Origin of the sequence: Pseudomonas azotoformans (genome assembly GCF_001579805.1) — a bacterium.
Lineage (GTDB): Bacteria > Pseudomonadota > Gammaproteobacteria > Pseudomonadales > Pseudomonadaceae > Aquipseudomonas > Aquipseudomonas azotoformans_A.
Window position 1 is genome coordinate 4,195,125 of sequence record NZ_CP014546.1, and the last position, 16,203, is coordinate 4,211,327.

16 protein-coding genes are annotated in these 16,203 nt (G+C 60.4%); 14 read left to right on the forward strand and 2 right to left on the reverse strand.

Annotation, left to right across the window (positions count from 1 at the left end; genetic code table 11):
• Positions 1-62 precede the first annotated feature (62 nt).
• Positions 63-683, forward strand: coding sequence for a hypothetical protein (locus tag AYR47_RS19415; protein ID WP_033897176.1), 621 nt, complete (start codon positions 63-65; stop codon positions 681-683).
• Here the strand turns inward: AYR47_RS19415 and AYR47_RS19420 are convergent.
• On the reverse strand, positions 635-967 hold the full coding sequence (locus tag AYR47_RS19420) for a hypothetical protein (protein WP_061436383.1): 333 nt from the start codon (positions 965-967) through the stop codon (positions 635-637). The two genes, AYR47_RS19415 and AYR47_RS19420, sit on opposite strands and share 49 nt — an antisense overlap.
• On the reverse strand, positions 964-1,272 hold the full coding sequence (locus AYR47_RS19425; protein ID WP_237142484.1) for a phosphomannomutase: 309 nt from the start codon (positions 1,270-1,272) through the stop codon (positions 964-966). Before AYR47_RS19425 ends, AYR47_RS19420 begins: the two co-directional genes overlap by 4 nt.
• Positions 1,273-1,491: 219 nt before the next feature.
• Here AYR47_RS19425 and AYR47_RS19430 point away from each other — a divergent pair, with 219 nt between their 5' ends.
• From AYR47_RS19430 to AYR47_RS19490, 13 genes are all read left to right on the forward strand, one after another.
• A complete protein-coding gene (locus AYR47_RS19430; protein ID WP_061436386.1) occupies positions 1,492-1,932 on the forward strand; it encodes a low molecular weight protein-tyrosine-phosphatase in 441 nt (146 codons plus the stop codon).
• Between the two features lie 122 nt (positions 1,933-2,054).
• Positions 2,055-4,277 (forward strand): polysaccharide biosynthesis tyrosine autokinase, encoded by a 2,223-nt coding sequence (locus tag AYR47_RS19435; RefSeq protein WP_061436388.1) that lies wholly within the window; start codon positions 2,055-2,057, stop codon positions 4,275-4,277.
• A gap of 73 nt (positions 4,278-4,350) precedes the next feature.
• Positions 4,351-5,685 carry a UDP-glucose dehydrogenase family protein gene (locus AYR47_RS19440; RefSeq protein WP_061436390.1) on the forward strand — a complete coding sequence of 445 codons (1,335 nt, stop codon included), beginning with the start codon at positions 4,351-4,353 and terminating at the stop codon, positions 5,683-5,685.
• A complete protein-coding gene (locus AYR47_RS19445; RefSeq protein ID WP_061436392.1) occupies positions 5,682-6,983 on the forward strand; it encodes a lipopolysaccharide biosynthesis protein in 1,302 nt (433 codons plus the stop codon). The genes AYR47_RS19440 and AYR47_RS19445 overlap by 4 nt, the downstream gene beginning before the upstream one ends.
• Entirely contained in the window at positions 6,973-7,566 is a 594-nt protein-coding gene (locus AYR47_RS33185; RefSeq protein ID WP_269465578.1) for an acyltransferase, read from the forward strand. The genes AYR47_RS19445 and AYR47_RS33185 overlap by 11 nt, the downstream gene beginning before the upstream one ends.
• A 1-nt stretch (position 7,567) precedes the next feature.
• Positions 7,568-8,800 (forward strand): glycosyltransferase family 4 protein, encoded by a 1,233-nt coding sequence (locus AYR47_RS19455; protein WP_061436394.1) that lies wholly within the window; start codon positions 7,568-7,570, stop codon positions 8,798-8,800.
• Positions 8,778-10,100 carry an O-antigen ligase family protein gene (locus AYR47_RS19460; protein WP_033897184.1) on the forward strand — a complete coding sequence of 441 codons (1,323 nt, stop codon included), beginning with the start codon at positions 8,778-8,780 and terminating at the stop codon, positions 10,098-10,100. Before AYR47_RS19455 ends, AYR47_RS19460 begins: the two co-directional genes overlap by 23 nt.
• A gap of 31 nt (positions 10,101-10,131) precedes the next feature.
• Positions 10,132-11,277 carry a glycosyltransferase gene (locus AYR47_RS19465; RefSeq protein ID WP_061436396.1) on the forward strand — a complete coding sequence of 382 codons (1,146 nt, stop codon included), beginning with the start codon at positions 10,132-10,134 and terminating at the stop codon, positions 11,275-11,277.
• Positions 11,274-11,843: an acetyltransferase gene (locus AYR47_RS19470; RefSeq protein ID WP_061449449.1), complete on the forward strand. Its 570-nt coding sequence runs from the start codon at positions 11,274-11,276 to the stop codon at positions 11,841-11,843. Before AYR47_RS19465 ends, AYR47_RS19470 begins: the two co-directional genes overlap by 4 nt.
• Positions 11,840-12,775, forward strand: coding sequence for a glycosyltransferase family 2 protein (locus tag AYR47_RS19475; RefSeq protein ID WP_033897186.1), 936 nt, complete (start codon positions 11,840-11,842; stop codon positions 12,773-12,775). The genes AYR47_RS19470 and AYR47_RS19475 overlap by 4 nt, the downstream gene beginning before the upstream one ends.
• 69 nt (positions 12,776-12,844) lie before the next feature.
• The gene (gmd, locus tag AYR47_RS19480; RefSeq protein WP_033897187.1) at positions 12,845-13,966 is read left to right on the forward strand and encodes a GDP-mannose 4,6-dehydratase; all 1,122 of its coding nucleotides are present in this window, start codon (positions 12,845-12,847) and stop codon (positions 13,964-13,966) included.
• Between the two features lie 2 nt (positions 13,967-13,968).
• On the forward strand, positions 13,969-14,946 hold the full coding sequence (gene fcl, locus AYR47_RS19485; protein ID WP_061436398.1) for a GDP-L-fucose synthase: 978 nt from the start codon (positions 13,969-13,971) through the stop codon (positions 14,944-14,946).
• On the forward strand, positions 14,946-16,154 hold the full coding sequence (locus tag AYR47_RS19490; protein WP_033897189.1) for a glycosyltransferase WbuB: 1,209 nt from the start codon (positions 14,946-14,948) through the stop codon (positions 16,152-16,154). The genes fcl and AYR47_RS19490 overlap by 1 nt, the downstream gene beginning before the upstream one ends.
• Positions 16,155-16,203 lie beyond the last annotated feature (49 nt).

The window sequence follows — 16,203 nt, forward strand, 5'->3', positions numbered from 1 at the left end:
GTATTTCCCTCGACACTGAGGTCTGATGGGCGCCGAAAACGGCCACGTCAGATTGGGGATATATGCGGGCAGAACTTGCGCAATATGGCGGTATCACCGTCATGATTCCGGCCGCCATCATCATTGCCGTGTGGCTCAGGTATTCCAACCCTTGGGCGCTTCGAGCCTGGGTCATTACCGTCGGTGTCACGTATTCGATCGTCGCGTTCAGCAAGTTGCTGTTCAAGGGCTGGGGCTTGTCCTTCCAGCACCTGGACATTGCCGTGCTCAGTGGTCATGCCATGAATACGAGCTTGATGGTCACCGTGGCACTCAGCCTGGTGGCGCGCCAGTTCAACCCGGCGCTGCGCTGGCCGGCGGCGGGCGTGGGAGTGTTCGCCAGTCTCTGGTTCAGTGCCTATTGCGTCGCACCCTATATCCATCCACTCAACGAGGCCGTGGCCGGCGGCCTGTTGGGCGCCAGCGCGGCTATTGCGTTTCTGTGGCGTATTGAAGCCACCCCGATCAAGGTGTCACCCTCTTTTATCAGCGGTGGCCTGGTGGTCTTGCTGGTGTGCGCCCTGATGCCCAAATACAACGCCGAGTTGTTGCTCAACCGGGTGGCAATCGCCTTGTCAGGCGCCGATCAAGCCCATCAAGCGCCTTCGTGGCGGTTGGACTCGGCGCACAGAGACGCCGAGTAATTCACCAGGTCCAATGCCCGGTTGCTGTCCACCAACAGTTCCAGCAGCACCGTTTGTGCGTTGAAGCGCCGCACATCGCCTCGACGCCGCGCTTCCTTCATCTGCTTGAACAGCGTGTGGGTGATTTGCTGCGGGGAACTGCCCTGCAGTTGATTGAGCCAACGGCCGATGGCCTGGGTGTTACGCCGGTACTGCGCGCCCACTGCCGGCTCGGCGAAGGCTTCGAACATCCCCGTGAGTTTCCTCAGCGCATAGCTGCGTATCACCTCATCCAGCAGGCTCATGGCCGTTCCTCGGTGCCGGAGATGTTCGCCAGCAACTCGGCCGTCTTGACCTGCATGAGCTGGCTATCACCCCGACTTTCCACGCACAGGCATACCGACAACGGGTCACTCACCTGCAACTTGAAACGCCAATCGGCAAACACCATGGACAGCCCGGAACAGGACTCGTCGCTGGCCAGCGAGTTGTCGCTGTACAACACCTGCATGCGCTGGACGACGCACGTCGAGTTATTCACTTCGATATGAATATTCCCCGAAGAGGGGAACAGGCCAATACGTTCTACCAATAACTTTGAAGTGTTCATGGCCGACCCTTGTTGTTACGGATGGGCGGCACTTTATTATGCAAAGGACTAAAAGTACTGGAATGTTATTTTTCGTCGGTGAATACGATTTTGTTATTTTTAGTCTGTTTCGATGAGTGGTCGAAGTTCCTGGCTTGTGAGCATAATCGTCTCGCTGCTTGAAGTAAGGTCATCCCTTTTACTACCGGGTTAATACTGTACGGCGCGTGGGAGGTTGCCTTGTTCAATAGGATTTTGATTGTGTGCGTCGGCAATATCTGTCGAAGCCCCACGGCAGAACAATTACTGCGCAATGCACTTGCGTCCTCCGCCATTGAAGTCAGTTCGGCGGGGCTCGCGGCATTGCGTGACAGCCCGTTGGAGCCCACGGCTTCACGCGTGCTTGAAGAGCATGGTCATGCGCCAGGCTCACACAAGGCGCGGCAGCTGACCAGCGACGCGGTCAGTGATGCAGACCTCGTCCTGGTGATGGAGCGGCGGCACATCGAAGGGGTGCTCAGTCTCGCTCCGCAGGCGCGGGGCAAAGTGTTTCTGTTGGGTAAATGGCAGTCCGATCGGGAAATCATGGACCCTTATCGTCAGGGCAAGTCGGCCTTTGTTCATGCTTATACGCTGATAGAACAAGCGACACAGGCGTGGGCGCGAAGATTGATCAGTTGAGTATTTATGCACGTTAATTGAGCGTGTATGTAGTGAGTGAACCCGTTAAATGTGCATGGAGCCGGGCGACTTATCATCCTGTGCCATTGCTTGACTATCTGTTAGAAAAAAAGAACTGACTTATGCAATCAGCACCTGCAATAACGTCGCACAACGGCGAAGAAACAGACCTGGATTTCATGATGTTGCTGGGCACTTTGCTGGACCATAAGTGGCTTATCGGTGGGATCAGTCTTGTCTTTATGGCGCTGGGTGTGACCTATGCCGTGTTGACACCTCCCGTCTATCAGGCGACTGCGCTGGTCCAGGTCGAGCCGAAGAAAAGCGACATGCTGGGCTTTTCGGATGTCGGCAGCCTGCTCGGCAAAGAGTCGCCCACCGTCACCGAAATCGAGCTGATCCGCTCGCGAATCACCATTGGTACCGCCGTCGACAACCTCAACCTAGACCTTGAGGTGAAGCCCAAGCGTTTTCCGTTGATCGGTGATTTCATGGCGCGCCGTTTCAAACCTGCACAGGCTGACGCTGTGGCGAGCCCATGGCTGGGTCTGGACAGCTACGGTTGGGGTGGCGAGGACCTGAAGTTCTCGCAGTTTCGGCTTCCAGCAGACCTGTTGGGCCAGGAACTGACCTTGACCGCCGACAGTGGCAACCGTTTTACCCTGACAGATCAAGACGACAGGGTTTTGCTGACGGGGCAGGTGGGGCGCTTCTACGAAAGCAATGGCATCCAGCTGCGGGTCGAGACGCTGCAAGCCAACCCTGGCATGCAATTCAGCGTGGTCCGTTCGCCACGCCTGACCAGTATTCTGCGCTATCAGAAGTTGCTTGATGTCGCGGAGCGCGGCAAGGAATCGGGCATCATCGGCCTGGCGTTGGAAAGCACACGACCGGCCGCGGCCATTCAAGTGCTCAACGAAGTGGCACGCATCTATGTGCGCCAGAATATCGAGCGCACGTCCGCTGAGGCGGCCCAGAGCCTGGCCTTCCTCAAGGATCAACTGCCCCAGGTGCGCAAGGATGTCGAACAGGCCGAGACAGCGCTGAATAAGTTTCAGATCCGCAACAAGACCATCGACATCAGCCTTGAGGCCAAGGCGATTCTTGATCAGATCGTCGCACTGGACGCCAGCATCTCGGAACTCAAGATGCAGCAGGCCGAGATCGAACGTAAGTTCACGCCCCAGCACCCGGTGTATCGGGCACTGCTGACGCAATTGGCAGAACTCACTGCACGTCAGAATGAGCTGGCCAAGAAGGTCGAGAGCCTGCCCACCACTCAGCAAGAGCTGCTGAGCCTGACCCGAGACCTCAAAGTCAGCACCGAGATCTACACGCAACTGCTGAACAAATATCAGGAACTGGACGTAATGCGTGCCGGCACAGTCGGCAACGTGCGCTTGATCGACACTGCCGATGTCGACCTGCGCAACCCGATCAGGCCGCAAAAAGCCCTGATTGTGGTGATCGCCACCCTGCTCGGTGCCTTTGTCGCGATTGCCCTGGTGTTGTTTCGCAAGGCGCTCAATCGCGGCGTTGCCAACCCCAGTGAACTGGAAAAGCTCGGCTTGCCGGTCTATGCGGCGATCCCGTTCAGCGCCATTCAGAAGGACATGGACCAGAAGCTTTCGCGTGGCGGCAAGGCTGACTCAACGCAACTGCTCGCCCTCAGTCATCCAACCGACCTGGCCATTGAAGGGCTGCGCAGCCTGCGCACCAGCCTGCATTTCGCGATGCTGGAAGCCAGCAACAACCGCCTGATGATTTCCGGGCCCAGCCCACAAGTCGGCAAGACATTCGTCTCGGCGAACCTGGCGGCGGTGGTTGCCCACTCGGGCCAGCGGGTGTTGTTGGTGGACGTGGACATGCGCAAGGGCTACTTGCACAAAGTCTTTGGTGTGCCGGCTGACAACGGTCTGTCCGATCTGCTGGCCAAGCGTTGCGAGCTCAGTTCGGTCATCCACCCCACGGCGGTGGAAAACCTGCACGTCCTGGCCCGTGGGCGCATTCCGCCGAACCCTTCGGAGCTGTTGATGCACGCCAATTTCAGCGCGTTCCTCGAACAGGTCAGTGGGCTCTACGACCTGGTGATCCTGGATACGCCGCCGTTCCTGGCCGTCACCGACGCAACCATCGTTGGACGCCAGTCCGGCACCAACCTGATCGTGGCCCGATTCGAACTGAACTCGGCGCGCGAAGTGGAGCTGACGATGCGCCGCTACCAGCAGAACGGCATCGAACTCAAAGGCGCGATCTTCAACGGCATCGAGAAGCGATCATCCGCCAAGTACGGGTATGGCGCCTACAGCTATTACCACTACGAGTACAAGTCAGACAGCGTTTGATCCCTGATGGCAGGCAATTGAAATCCAACGCGCAGCACGTCTACCACTGGCCGCAGGTTCAAAGAGAAGCGTTATGAAAGTCACTGTTTTTGGGATTGGTTATGTGGGGTTGGTCCAGGGCGCAGTGCTCGCCGAAGTTGGCCACGATGTGCTGTGCGTCGACATCGACGCCCAGCGGGTCGAGCGCCTGAAACAGGGACACATCCCGATTTACGAACCCGGCCTGGAGACTCTCGTCAGGGAAAATCATGCGGCCGGCCGCTTGAATTTCACCACCGACGCCGTGGCCGCGGTCCAGCATGGTGAGGTGCAGTTTATCGCCGTGGGCACGCCGCCGGATGAAGACGGTTCGGCCGACTTGAAGTATGTGCTGGCGGTGGCCGAGACCATTGGGCAGCACATGCAGGCGCCGCTGACGGTCATCGACAAATCCACCGTTCCGGTGGGCACGGCTGACAAGGTCAGCGCGCGCGTTGCCGCCATGCTCGCGCTGCGTGCGCGTACCGACTTGGCCTTCGACGTGGTGTCCAACCCGGAGTTTCTCAAGGAAGGCTGCGCGGTGACGGACTGCATTCGGCCGGACCGCATCGTCATCGGCACCGCCAGTGGGCATGCGGAAGCGGTGATGCGCGAGCTTTACGCACCGTTTAATCGCAACCGCGAAAAGATCATCGTGATGGACGTGCGCAGCGCGGAGTTGACCAAGTACGCCGCCAATTGCCTGCTCGCCACCAAGATCAGCTTCATGAACGAGATGGCCAACCTGGCCGAGCGCCTTGGTGCGGATATCGAGATGGTGCGCCAGGGTATCGGTTCCGATCCGCGCATCGGCTATCAGTTCCTGTATGCGGGCGTGGGGTACGGAGGCTCGTGTTTTCCAAAGGACGTGCAGGCCTTGATCCAGACCGCCGAGACCCTCGACTTTGACGCCACGTTGCTCAAGGCGGTGGAACGGCGCAACGCTGACCAGAAGAACAGCCTGTTCAACAAGATCTCCACTCATTTCAAGGGTGAGTTGGCAGGCAAGACCTTCGCGCTCTGGGGGCTTAGTTTCAAGCCCAATACCGATGACATGCGCGAGGCGCCAAGCCGTGTGTTGATGGAGGCCCTCTGGCGTGCGGGGGCAAAGGTGCAAGCCTTTGACCCGGAAGCCATGGAAGAAACCCAGCGCCTGTATGGCGACCGCGATGACCTGCGCCTTTGCGGCACCAAGGAGGCCTGCCTCAAAGGTGCCGACGCCTTGCTGATCGTCACCGAGTGGCAGGTGTTCAAGGCGCCGGACTTCAGGGTGATCCAGCAGCAACTCCAGCAACCGCTGATTTTCGACGGGCGCAACCTGTTCGACCCGGTCAGCATGAACAAGAAGGGCATTCACTACGTCTCCATTGGGCGACCCGTGAACCCATGAGCGTGCTCAAAAGAATCGTCAGCGGCATTGGCGCCAATTCGTTCGGTCAGGTAGTGAACCTGCTGATTCAACTGGTGAGTGTCCCGGTGCTGATCGCCAGTTGGGGGTTTGGCGCCTACAGCGAGTGGGTGGTGCTGTCGGCAATTCCGACCTACCTGGCGCTGTCCGACCTGGGCGTGACCACGGCGGCTTCGAGCAAAGTGGTGATCTGGCATGAACGCGGGCGGTTGAGGGTCGCGCGGGCGGTCTACAGCACCAGCTTTGCGTTCCTGCTGCTGGCCGGATTCAGCGTGTTGTTGCTGGCCGTGGGATCGCTGGCGTTTTTCGACCTGTTCAGCCTGCTCAATCTCAAGTCGATCAGGAGCGGCGACGGGGTGTTGATCCTGTCGGCGCTGACGGGCTATTCGTTGCTGTGCCTGTTGACCAACATGATCTCGATCCGCTATCGGGCCTTCAAGGTGTTGCCATTGTCCTCGTTCATCATGAACGTCATTCGCATGCTGGAATGGTCGGCCGCCTTGTTGTGCGCTTATCTCACCCAGAGCTTGGTCGCCACCAGCCTGATGCTGTTGGCTGTACGCCTGGTTGGCCTGGTGAGCAAGAACCTGATCGCCAACCGATTGGGCATCACCTTGCGATTCAACCCCTCGATGATCGGCAAACGCGCGTTCGTCACCTTGATCAAACCGTCGATTGCCTCGCTGGCTTTCCCGATTGGCCTGGCGCTGAACGTGCAGGGGTTGATCATTTTGTTGTCGGTGCTGCTGTCTCCGGCCCATGCGGCGATATTCGGGCTTTACCGCACCATTTCTCGGGTGCTGGTGCAGTTTTCGACCGTGGTGAACCAGTCGCTGTGGCCGGAAATTTCCTATGCGTTCTCCATCGGCGATAACCAGCTGGTCAGGAAAATGATCCGTTACGCGTTGAAATTCTCCTTGCCCATCGCCTGTGTGATGGGGGCGCTGGTGGTGGTGTACGGCGGGACGATTTTTGATGTGTGGTCGGGACGCAAGGATGATTACTCATCGAGCATCATGCTGGTGCTGATCATCGGCGCGCTGACCCACGTGGCCTGGCAAGTCTATTGGGTCGCGCTGATGGCGACGGCGTCTTATGCATCCTTTGCCGTGGTGTTCATGCTGGTGTCGATCGCCAGCAGCCTGGCGGTGTTTTGCCTGGCGCAGGACTACGGTCTGCTGGGCGTCTGCTATGTGCTGGTGGCCACCGAAGTGGTGCTGTTCGGCTTCGCCAAGCGCGGGTTCCATCGCCTTGAAGTGAGGATGGCCCGTGCTGATTGATCACCTGGTCCGCCATCGACTCAAAGTCAGCCTGCTGACGCCACAAGGGCTCAAGTACCTGGCCAAACGCGTGCTGTTGCTGGGCCGGCTGCTAACGGCCAGTCGCCGGCAGCGCGCCTTGCGCCGACAGGGGGCCATGCTGGGTGAGTTGGTCATGATCAACGCCGTGGAGTTCGAAGGCACCCTGCGTTGTTTCAGCCTCGGCACCGGCAGTTTTATCGGCAAGCGCAGCTTTATCCAATTGCATGCCCCCGTTCGCGTGGGCGCCCATGTGGCGATCAATGAGGGGGTGCGCATTCTGACCGGCACCCATGGCCTGGATGATCCTGCATGGCGGTTGAAGGTGGCGCCGGTGGTGATCGGCGATTACGCGTGGATTGCCACCGACGCGATCATCTTGCCGGGGGTGACGATTGGCGAAGGTGCCGTGGTTGGCGCGGGCAGCGTGGTCGGTCGCGATGTGCAGCCCTACACCGTCGTGGCGGGTAATCCGGCGCGGTTCATTCGCGCGCGCGCTGCGCAGACCTTCACCTACAGCCCGGTACGCTCCAGTGCCGTGGTCGAAGCCTGGATGGGGAAATAAGATGATCCTGGTCGCCCATCCGGTTGGTAATCAGAATGTCCGCGCATTGCTGCGCGCGTTGAATCAGCGGCAGTTGCTGCACTCGTTTCATACCTCGCTGGCCTTGCACAAGGGTTCATTCCTCTGTCGCCTCCCCGTGATCGGCAAGGAGTGCCTGCGGCGCACCTTTGATCAAGTGGACGGCGCCTTGCTGCACAGCTACCCACGGGTTGATGTGCCGCGTGTGCTGTGTGACAAGCTGAAGTGGTATCGCTTCACGCAGCGCAACGTTGGAATGTTCTGTCCGGAAAATGTGTACCAGCACATTGACCAGGCCAGTGCCCACTTCCTGTACCGGACCCCGCGCAAACCCAGCCAGGTGTATGGCTATGACGGCAAGTGCCTGGGCTTGTTCAAAGCGGCCCGGCACATCGGCGGTATTGCCCTCAACTATGAGGCGGCCTTCGGCTCTATCGCCTACGCGTGCAACGTGCTGGAGCATGAGCGCGAGGCCAATCCGGCCTGGCGGGCGAGCATCCCGAATATCAGTGACGACACCCAGCGCAAGCAGACCGAGGAGTTGGCGCTGGCGGACCGGATCATCGTGGCGAGTACGTTTGCCAAGCGCACACTGGGTGACCATGGCATCGCTGCAGACAACATCTCGATCACCCCTTACGGTGCCCCCGCGCCGATGCTGTGCCATAAGGTCAATGCGCGGCGGGGCGGGCGCTTGAAGGTGATGTATATCGGCGCGCTGACCCAGCAAAAAGGCATCTCGTATTTCTTCGATGCGCTGAACCTTGCCGCGAGCAGCGTGGCTCTTGACGTCACGGTGATCGGCGGCGACTACGCCAATGGCCGCAACCCGGCACTCAACGCCGAGCTGAAGAAGTACCAGTGGTTCAGTTCAGCCTCCCACGATGAGGTGATCCAGCACTTGCTGGAGGCCGATGTATTGGTCCTGCCTTCACTCGCCGAGGCGTTTGGCCTGGTGGTGGGGGAGGCTCTATCGACGGGGACGGCGGTGATCGTGTCGCACAACTGCGGCGCGGCGGACCTGATCGTTGAGGGGGTCAATGGTTATGTGGTGCCGATCCGTTGCGCCGAGGCCATCGCCCGTCATCTGGTGGACCTGGCCGAGGACACACAAAAACTCAATGAGTTGAAGCACAACGCCGTCTTGTCCGCCGGTGGCACAACCTGGGAGAGCTACGCCAAGGGGGTGATGGATGCCATCCTTTGCCAGTCCTGAGCCGGTCAGCCTGCGTGAGCGCTACCGGTTGCGCGTGGTCAGTGCGTTCGTGCTCATCTACCTGTTCATCCTGTTCGAAGGGGTCTTGCGCAAGTGGGTGGTGCCGGGGCTCAGCTCAGTCATCTACTTCATCAAGGACCCGATCGTCCTTTACATTTATGGGTGCGCCTACCGGTTCGGGTTTTTCTCGAAGAACCTGGTATCGGCCTACTTTGTCGTGCTGGTGCTGGTGTTTTTCGTGCTGGTGTCGGCGTTTTTGTTGAGCAGCCCCGAAGGCGTTGTCATCTACGGCTATGGCGTGCGCAACTACTTGCTGTATTTCCCGTTGATCTTTGTTGCCGGCAAGACGCTCAGGCTGACGGATGTCTACCGGTTCGCGCGTATCACGCTGTTTGCGGCGATCCCGATCAGTGTCCTGGTGGTGCTGCAGTATTCGTCCGGGCCGCAGGCGTACGTGAACAAAGGCATTGGCGATGATGACTTCATCTTCATGATTGCCGACGGCGTGGTGCGGCCGTACGGGACCTTTACCTTCACGGCCGGGCACGTGGTGTATGTGTCTGCCTGCTTTGCGTTCCTGGTCGCGGCGGTTTTCGACAAGGCCTTGTTCCGTGCGGTGTTTGCGCGGCGTTATGGGCTTTTTGCGCTGTCGGCGGCGTCCGTGGCGGTGATGTGCTTCCTCACGGGCTCCAGGGCCATTTATGCGTATGCCGCGATCGTGCTGCTGGCCGCGCTGATGGTCGCCTTGATCAAGAAATCCCAGCGCAACCTGCTGTCGCTGTTTTTCTTGGCGGCCGCGTTGTTTGTCAGCCTGCTGATTTTCATGTCCACCGACAGCTACCAGGTGCTGGTGGAGCGCAACCGCAGTGCGGTGGCCAGTGAAGGGTCGCCGGTCACTCGTGCGTTCTCCAGCCTGTATGCCTTCACGCGTGTAGTCGACGACGCGCCGCTGTGGGGCCATGGCATCGGTTCAGGTACCAACGCCGCCTCGACAATCCTGCGCGCCGGGCGGGAACAGGGCGCGGGCTTTCTGCTGGCGGAGGATGAATGGTCACGCATCGTGCTGGAGATGGGCCTTCCCGCCGGATTGATGTTCATCCTGTTCAGGATCTTCGTCCTGCTCTGGTTGTTGCTCAAGTCCTACACGGCGCTGGTCAGGCAGGGCACCGGCGTGCCGTTGCTGCTGTGCGGGTTCCTGGCACCGATCCTGTTCAACGGCGTGATGACCATGCAGGGCACGTTCCTGGCGTTTGGCGTGTTCTACGCCTGCCTGATCCTCGCGGCTTGCAAGAAAACCTGAACTCACTCAACGCATCAGCGGACGACAGCACTTGAAGTTACTCAGAATCATCTCTTCGGTCAGACCGGAAAAAGGTGGGCCGATCAACGCGGCTCGGGAGATCGACACGCTGCTCATTCGGGACGGGCATCGTGTGGATGTGCTGACGCTGGATGGCGCGTTCGCGGTCGACTATCCCGGCACCGTGCATTTCATGGGCCCCAGCCGGTTTGGCTACGGGTTGAACGGCAACCTGCGCCCTTGGTTGGAGCAGCATGCCCGCGACTATGATTTTTTTATCATCAACGGCTTGTGGCAGTACCACGGGTTTGTCGCCCGCCAGGTACTGAACAAGCTCGGCCGGCCGTACATCGTGTATACCCACGGCATGCTTGATCCCTGGTTCAAGCACGAATACCCGCTCAAGCATTTAAAGAAATGGCTGTACTGGCCCTGGGGTGAATACCGCGTGCTGAGGGATGCGCGGCGCGTGGTGTTTACCAGTGAGGAAGAACAGCTTCGCGCGCGTGAATCGTTCTGGCTCTATCGCGCCAATGAAACGATTACGGCCTATGGCACGTCCAGCCCGCCGGCTGACGAGGCACGCCTGGCACACGACTTCGTCGCGGCGCACCCGCAGCTCAAAGGCAAGCGGGTGGTGCTGTACCTCAGCCGTATCCACCCGAAAAAGGGCTGTGACCACCTGTTGCAGGCGTTCGCCCAGGTAGCCGGGCAAGACGAGCGCCTACACCTGGTGATGGCGGGTCCGGATCAGGGCGGTTGGGTGCAGGCGCTGCGCAACCAGGCCGAGCAGTTGGGCATCGCCGACCGTATCACCTGGCCCGGCATGCTGCAGGGCGAGGCCAAGTGGGGCGCGTTTTATGCCGCCGAGGTGTTCTGCCTGCCGTCGCACCAAGAGAATTTCGGCGTGGTGGTGGCGGAGGCGTTGGCCTGCGGCAAGCCCGTGCTGATCAGTGACAAGGTGAACATCTGGCGCGAAATCGAGAAGGACGCTGTGGGGTTTGTCAGCCCAGACACGGCGGCCGGTGCCGTGCAGAACCTGCAGCGCTGGTTGCAACTGGATGCGACTGCTTATGCGCAGATGTCCGAACGGGCCAAAGTGTGTTTTGCCGAGCGCTTTCATATCCGCCGGGGGGCGCAGCGCCTGCTGGAAATTGTGCGGGAGTGCTTGCCGTGATTCTCCAAGGCAATGACCCGCATCGCTCGCCGTCTTTCTCACTGGGCCATCGTTTGCGTCGCCTGCTCTGGAACCTGGTGTACGTGGTGCTGTTTCGCACCAGCCCACGCCCGTTTCATGCCTGGAGGGCGTTCCTGCTCAGGTTGTTCGGTGCGCGGCTGGGCAAGGGCGTGCATGTGTATCCACGGGCCAAGGTCTGGGCCCCCTGGAACCTGGAACTGGGTGATCATGTCGGGATCGCCGACGGCACCACGCTGTACAACATGGCGTTGATCCGCATCGGGCGCTACAGCGTGGTGTCCCAGGGGGCACACCTGTGCGGCGGCTCCCACGACTACAACAGCAAGAACTTCCAGCTGTATGCCAAGCCCATCGTACTGGGGGAACACGTGTGGGTGTGTGCCGAAGCCTTTGTCACCCTGGGTGTCAGCGTGGCCGACGGGGTGGTGGTGGGGGCCCGCTCCCTGGTGATCAAGAGCATCGCGCAGCCGTGGAGCGTGCACGCCGGGCATCCATCACGGCAGATTGGCCTGCGTACCCCGCACGACCAGGCGGTGGAACCATGAAGCGCGAAACCGTCAGCGTGATCATCCTCACCTACAACGAAAGCCTGCACATCGCGCGGGCCATCGACTCGGTGCGCGCCTTCAGTGACGAAGTGCTGGTGGTGGACTCGTTTTCCACCGACAACACCTGCGACATCGCCCGCCGCCATGGGGCAATGGTGGTGCAGCACGCCTTCGTCAACCAGGCCAAGCAGTTCCAATGGGCGCTGGACAATTTGCCGATCACCGGCAATTGGACCCTGCGCCTGGACGCCGACGAAATCATCGAGGCCGACCTTGCCGCGCAGATCAATACGCGGCTGCCAGGCCTGGCCCGCGATATCACCGGCATCAACTTCAAGCGCAAGCATATTTTCATGGGCCGCTGGGTGCGCCATGGCGGCCGCTACCCGTTGAAAATGCTGCGGCTGTGGCGCACGGGCCTGGGGCGCATGGAAGACCGCTGGATGGACGAGCACATCTCGGTTGCCGAGGGTCGCACCATCACCCTGGAAGGTGGGTTTGCCGACCATAACCTGCATGATTTGACGTTCTTTACCCACAAGCACAACGGCTACGCCACTCGCGAGGCCATCGAAATACTCAATGCGCGGCTCGGGCTGTTTGCCATCCGCGATGAAGTGCACAGCGGCAAGAGTTCGTTCCAGGCCAAGGCCAAACGCCTGGTCAAGAACCGCGTGTACAACCGCGTGCCGTTCACCCTGAGTTCCACGGCGTATTTCTTGTGGCGCTACATCATTCAGCTGGGGTTTCTCGATGGCCGCAGCGGCCTGGTCTATCACCTGCTGCAAGGCTATTGGTACCGCTTCCTGGTGGGCGCGAAGGTGCTCGAACTGGAAACCGCAATTGCTCATTTAAACGATAAGGACGCCATTGTCCGCGAACTTTCAAAGTTGACCGGACATAACTTGAACCTGCCCACACAGCAGTAACTGACCGTTTTTAACAAACACCCAAGTTTGGGTGAAGGCCTTCGCTCGCCTATCAATCGGGAGACAGACATGAACAAAGTCGCGCTTATCACCGGGATTACCGGTCAGGATGGCTCGTACCTGGCGGAACTGCTGCTGGAAAAAGGCTATACCGTGCATGGTCTCAAGCGGCGCTCATCGTCGTTCAATACCCAGCGCATCGATCACATTTACCAGGACCCGCAAGCCCTGCATAAAAACCTGATCCTGCACTATGGCGACTTGGCCGATTCGTCGAACCTGACGCGCATCATCCAGCAGATCCAGCCCGACGAGATCTACAACCTCGGCGCCCAATCCCACGTGGCAGTGAGCTTCGACTCACCGGAGTACACCGCCGATGTGGACGCCCTGGGCACCTTGCGCATCCTTGAAGCGATCCGTCTGCTGGGCCTGGAAAAGAAGACCCGTTTCTATCAGGCCTCCACCTCTGAGTTGTATGGGTTGGTGCAGGAAACCCCGCAGAAGGAAACCACGCCGTTCTACCCGCGTTCGCCCTATGCAGTGGCCAAGCTCTACGCCTACTGGATCACCGTGAACTTTCGCGAAGCCTATGGCTTGTATGCCTGCAACGGCATCCTGTTCAACCATGAGTCGCCGCGTCGGGGTGAAACCTTCGTGACGCGCAAGATCACCCGCGCGCTGGCCAACATCGCCTTGGGTCTGGAGCCGTGCCTGTACATGGGCAACATGGACGCCCTGCGCGATTGGGGGCACGCCAAAGACTACGTGCGTATGCAGTGGATGATGCTGCAGCAGGACACACCCGAGGACTTCGTGATCGCCACCGGGCTGCAGTATTCGGTGCGCGACTTTATCCGCTGGTCGGCGGCGGAGCTGGGCCTGGGCTTGCGCTTTGTGGGGGAGGGCGTGGATGAGGTGGCGGTGGTCGAACACATCGACGGCGACCTGGCGCCCGGCATCCTCGTGGGCGATGTGATTGTGCGGGTGGACCCGCGTTACTTCCGTCCCGCAGAGGTGGAGACGTTGCTCGGTGATCCGTCCAAAGCCAAGCGTTCTCTCGGTTGGGTGCCTGAGATCACGGCGCAGGCAATGTGTGCCGAGATGGTCCGCGAAGACCTGAAAATCGCCCAGCGCCACGCCCTGTTGCGCCTGCATGGGCACGACGCACCGATTGCGGTGGAGAACTGAGCATGGCACGTGATCTTGATGCACGCATCTTCGTCGCCGGCCATCGCGGCATGGTGGGTTCGGCTATTGTGCGCAGGCTATGGGCCCTGGGGTATACGCAGATCCTTACCGCCGCCCGCGATGAACTGGACCTGCTCGACCCGGCGGCCGTGCAGGCGTACTTCGCCCGCCAGCGTGTGGACCAGGTGTACCTGGCGGCCGCCAAGGTCGGCGGGATTCACGCCAATGCGACGTACCCGGCCGACTTCATCTACCAGAACCTGATGATCCAGGCCAACGTGATCCACGCTGCCCACAGCCACGGCGTGCAGCAGCTGTTGTTCCTCGGTTCGTCGTGCATCTACCCGGTGCATGCGCCGCAGCCGATGATCGAAGCGGTACTGCTCGATGGCGCGCTGGAACCGACCAACGAGCCCTATGCCGTGGCCAAAATCGCCGGGATCAAGCTGTGCGAGAGCTACAACCGTCAGCACGGCCGGGATTATCGCAGCGTGATGCCGACCAACCTGTACGGGCCAGGCGATAACTATCACCCGGAAAACAGCCATGTGATCGCGGCCCTCTTGCGACGCTTCCATGAAGCGACCCTGCGCGGTGATGACGAAGTGGTGATCTGGGGCAGCGGACGGCCACGACGGGAGTTTTTGCATGTGGATGACATGGCGGCAGCCAGCGTGCATGTGATGGAACTCGACGCCGTGCGCTACCGCGAACAGACCCTGCCGATGCGCTCGCACCTGAATGTCGGCACCGGGGTGGACTGCACGATTGCGCAAGTGGCTGAGGCGCTGGCGCGGGTCACCGGCTTTCGGGGGCGCTTGCGTTTCGACACCAGCAAGCCAGACGGCGCACCGCGCAAGCTGCTGGAGGTGAGCCGTATCAACGCCCTCGGTTGGGAAGCCTACGTGCCGCTGGAGGAAGGCTTGCGTGATGCCTACAACGCTTATCTCGCAGCGCTTGAGCAGCCTCGGGGCCAGTGATGAAGATCCTTCTGTATGGCATCAATTACAGCCCGGAACTAACCGGCATCGGCAAATACAGCGGTGAGCAGGCGCGCTGGCTGGCCGCCCAGGGGCACGAGGTGCGGGTGGTGACGGCGCCGCCGTATTACCCGCAGTGGCAGGTGGGCGAGGGCTATTCGTCGTGGCGTTTTTGTACCGAGCAGGATGCCGGCGTGACGGTGGTTCGCTGCCCGCTGTACGTGCCGCGCCAGCCCACGGCGGTGACGCGCCTGCTGCACCTGGCGAGCTTTTCCGCCAGCTCGTTGTTGGCGGTGCTCGGGCAACTGCGCTGGAAACCGGACCTGGTGATGTTGGTGGTGCCCACGCTGTTCTGTGCGCCCCAGGCGCTGTTGCTGGCCAAGCTCAGTGGTGCGCGGTCGGTGTTACATATCCAGGACTATGAAGTGGACGCCATGTTTGGCCTGGGCATCGGTGGCAGTTCTGTGTTGCGGCGCTTGGCGCTGGGCGTCGAGCGTTGGCTGTTGCGGCGCTTTGACCGGGTGTCGACGATTTCCAGCGGCATGCTCGACAAGGCGCGCGGCAAGGGCGTGCACGGCCGGCGCCTGGTGTTCTTCCCCAATTGGTCGGAAACCGCACGTTTCCGTCAGGTAACGCGCAACCAGGTTTTGCTTGAACGCCTCGGCGTGCCGCCAGGCGCGAGGGTGGTGTTGTACTCCGGCAACATTGGTGAAAAACAGGGGCTGGAGTTGATCCTCGACGCAGCCCAGGCCCACGCCCATCACCCGGAGCGGGTGTTTTTGATCGTCGGCCAGGGCACCGGCAAGGCGCGCCTGCTTGAGCGGGCGCAGCGCGACGGCCTGCGCAATGTGCTGTTTGCGCCGTTGCAGCCCTACGAGGATCTACCGGCGCTGTTGGCCTCGGCCGACGCGCACTTGGTGATCCAGAAGCGCGGTGCGGCGGATTCGGTGCTGCCCTCCAAGCTCACCAACATCCTGGCCGTGGGGGGCAACGCCATCATCACCGCCGACCCCGACACCACCCTCGGACGCCTGTGCGAAGAGCATCCAGGCATTGCGGTGTTGGTTGAACCGGAGTCCGTCGCGGCATTGAACGCGGGGATCGAGCGGGTGTTGGCATTGCCGTCGCGCAATGAAGTGGCGTTGAACTACGCCAAGGAGTTCCTCGATAAGGAACGCATTCTGCAACGTTTTCTGGCACAGGTCTGATGGGTATGTGGCTTGATTTACCGACCTTCCAAACGGTCGTGGCGTCGAC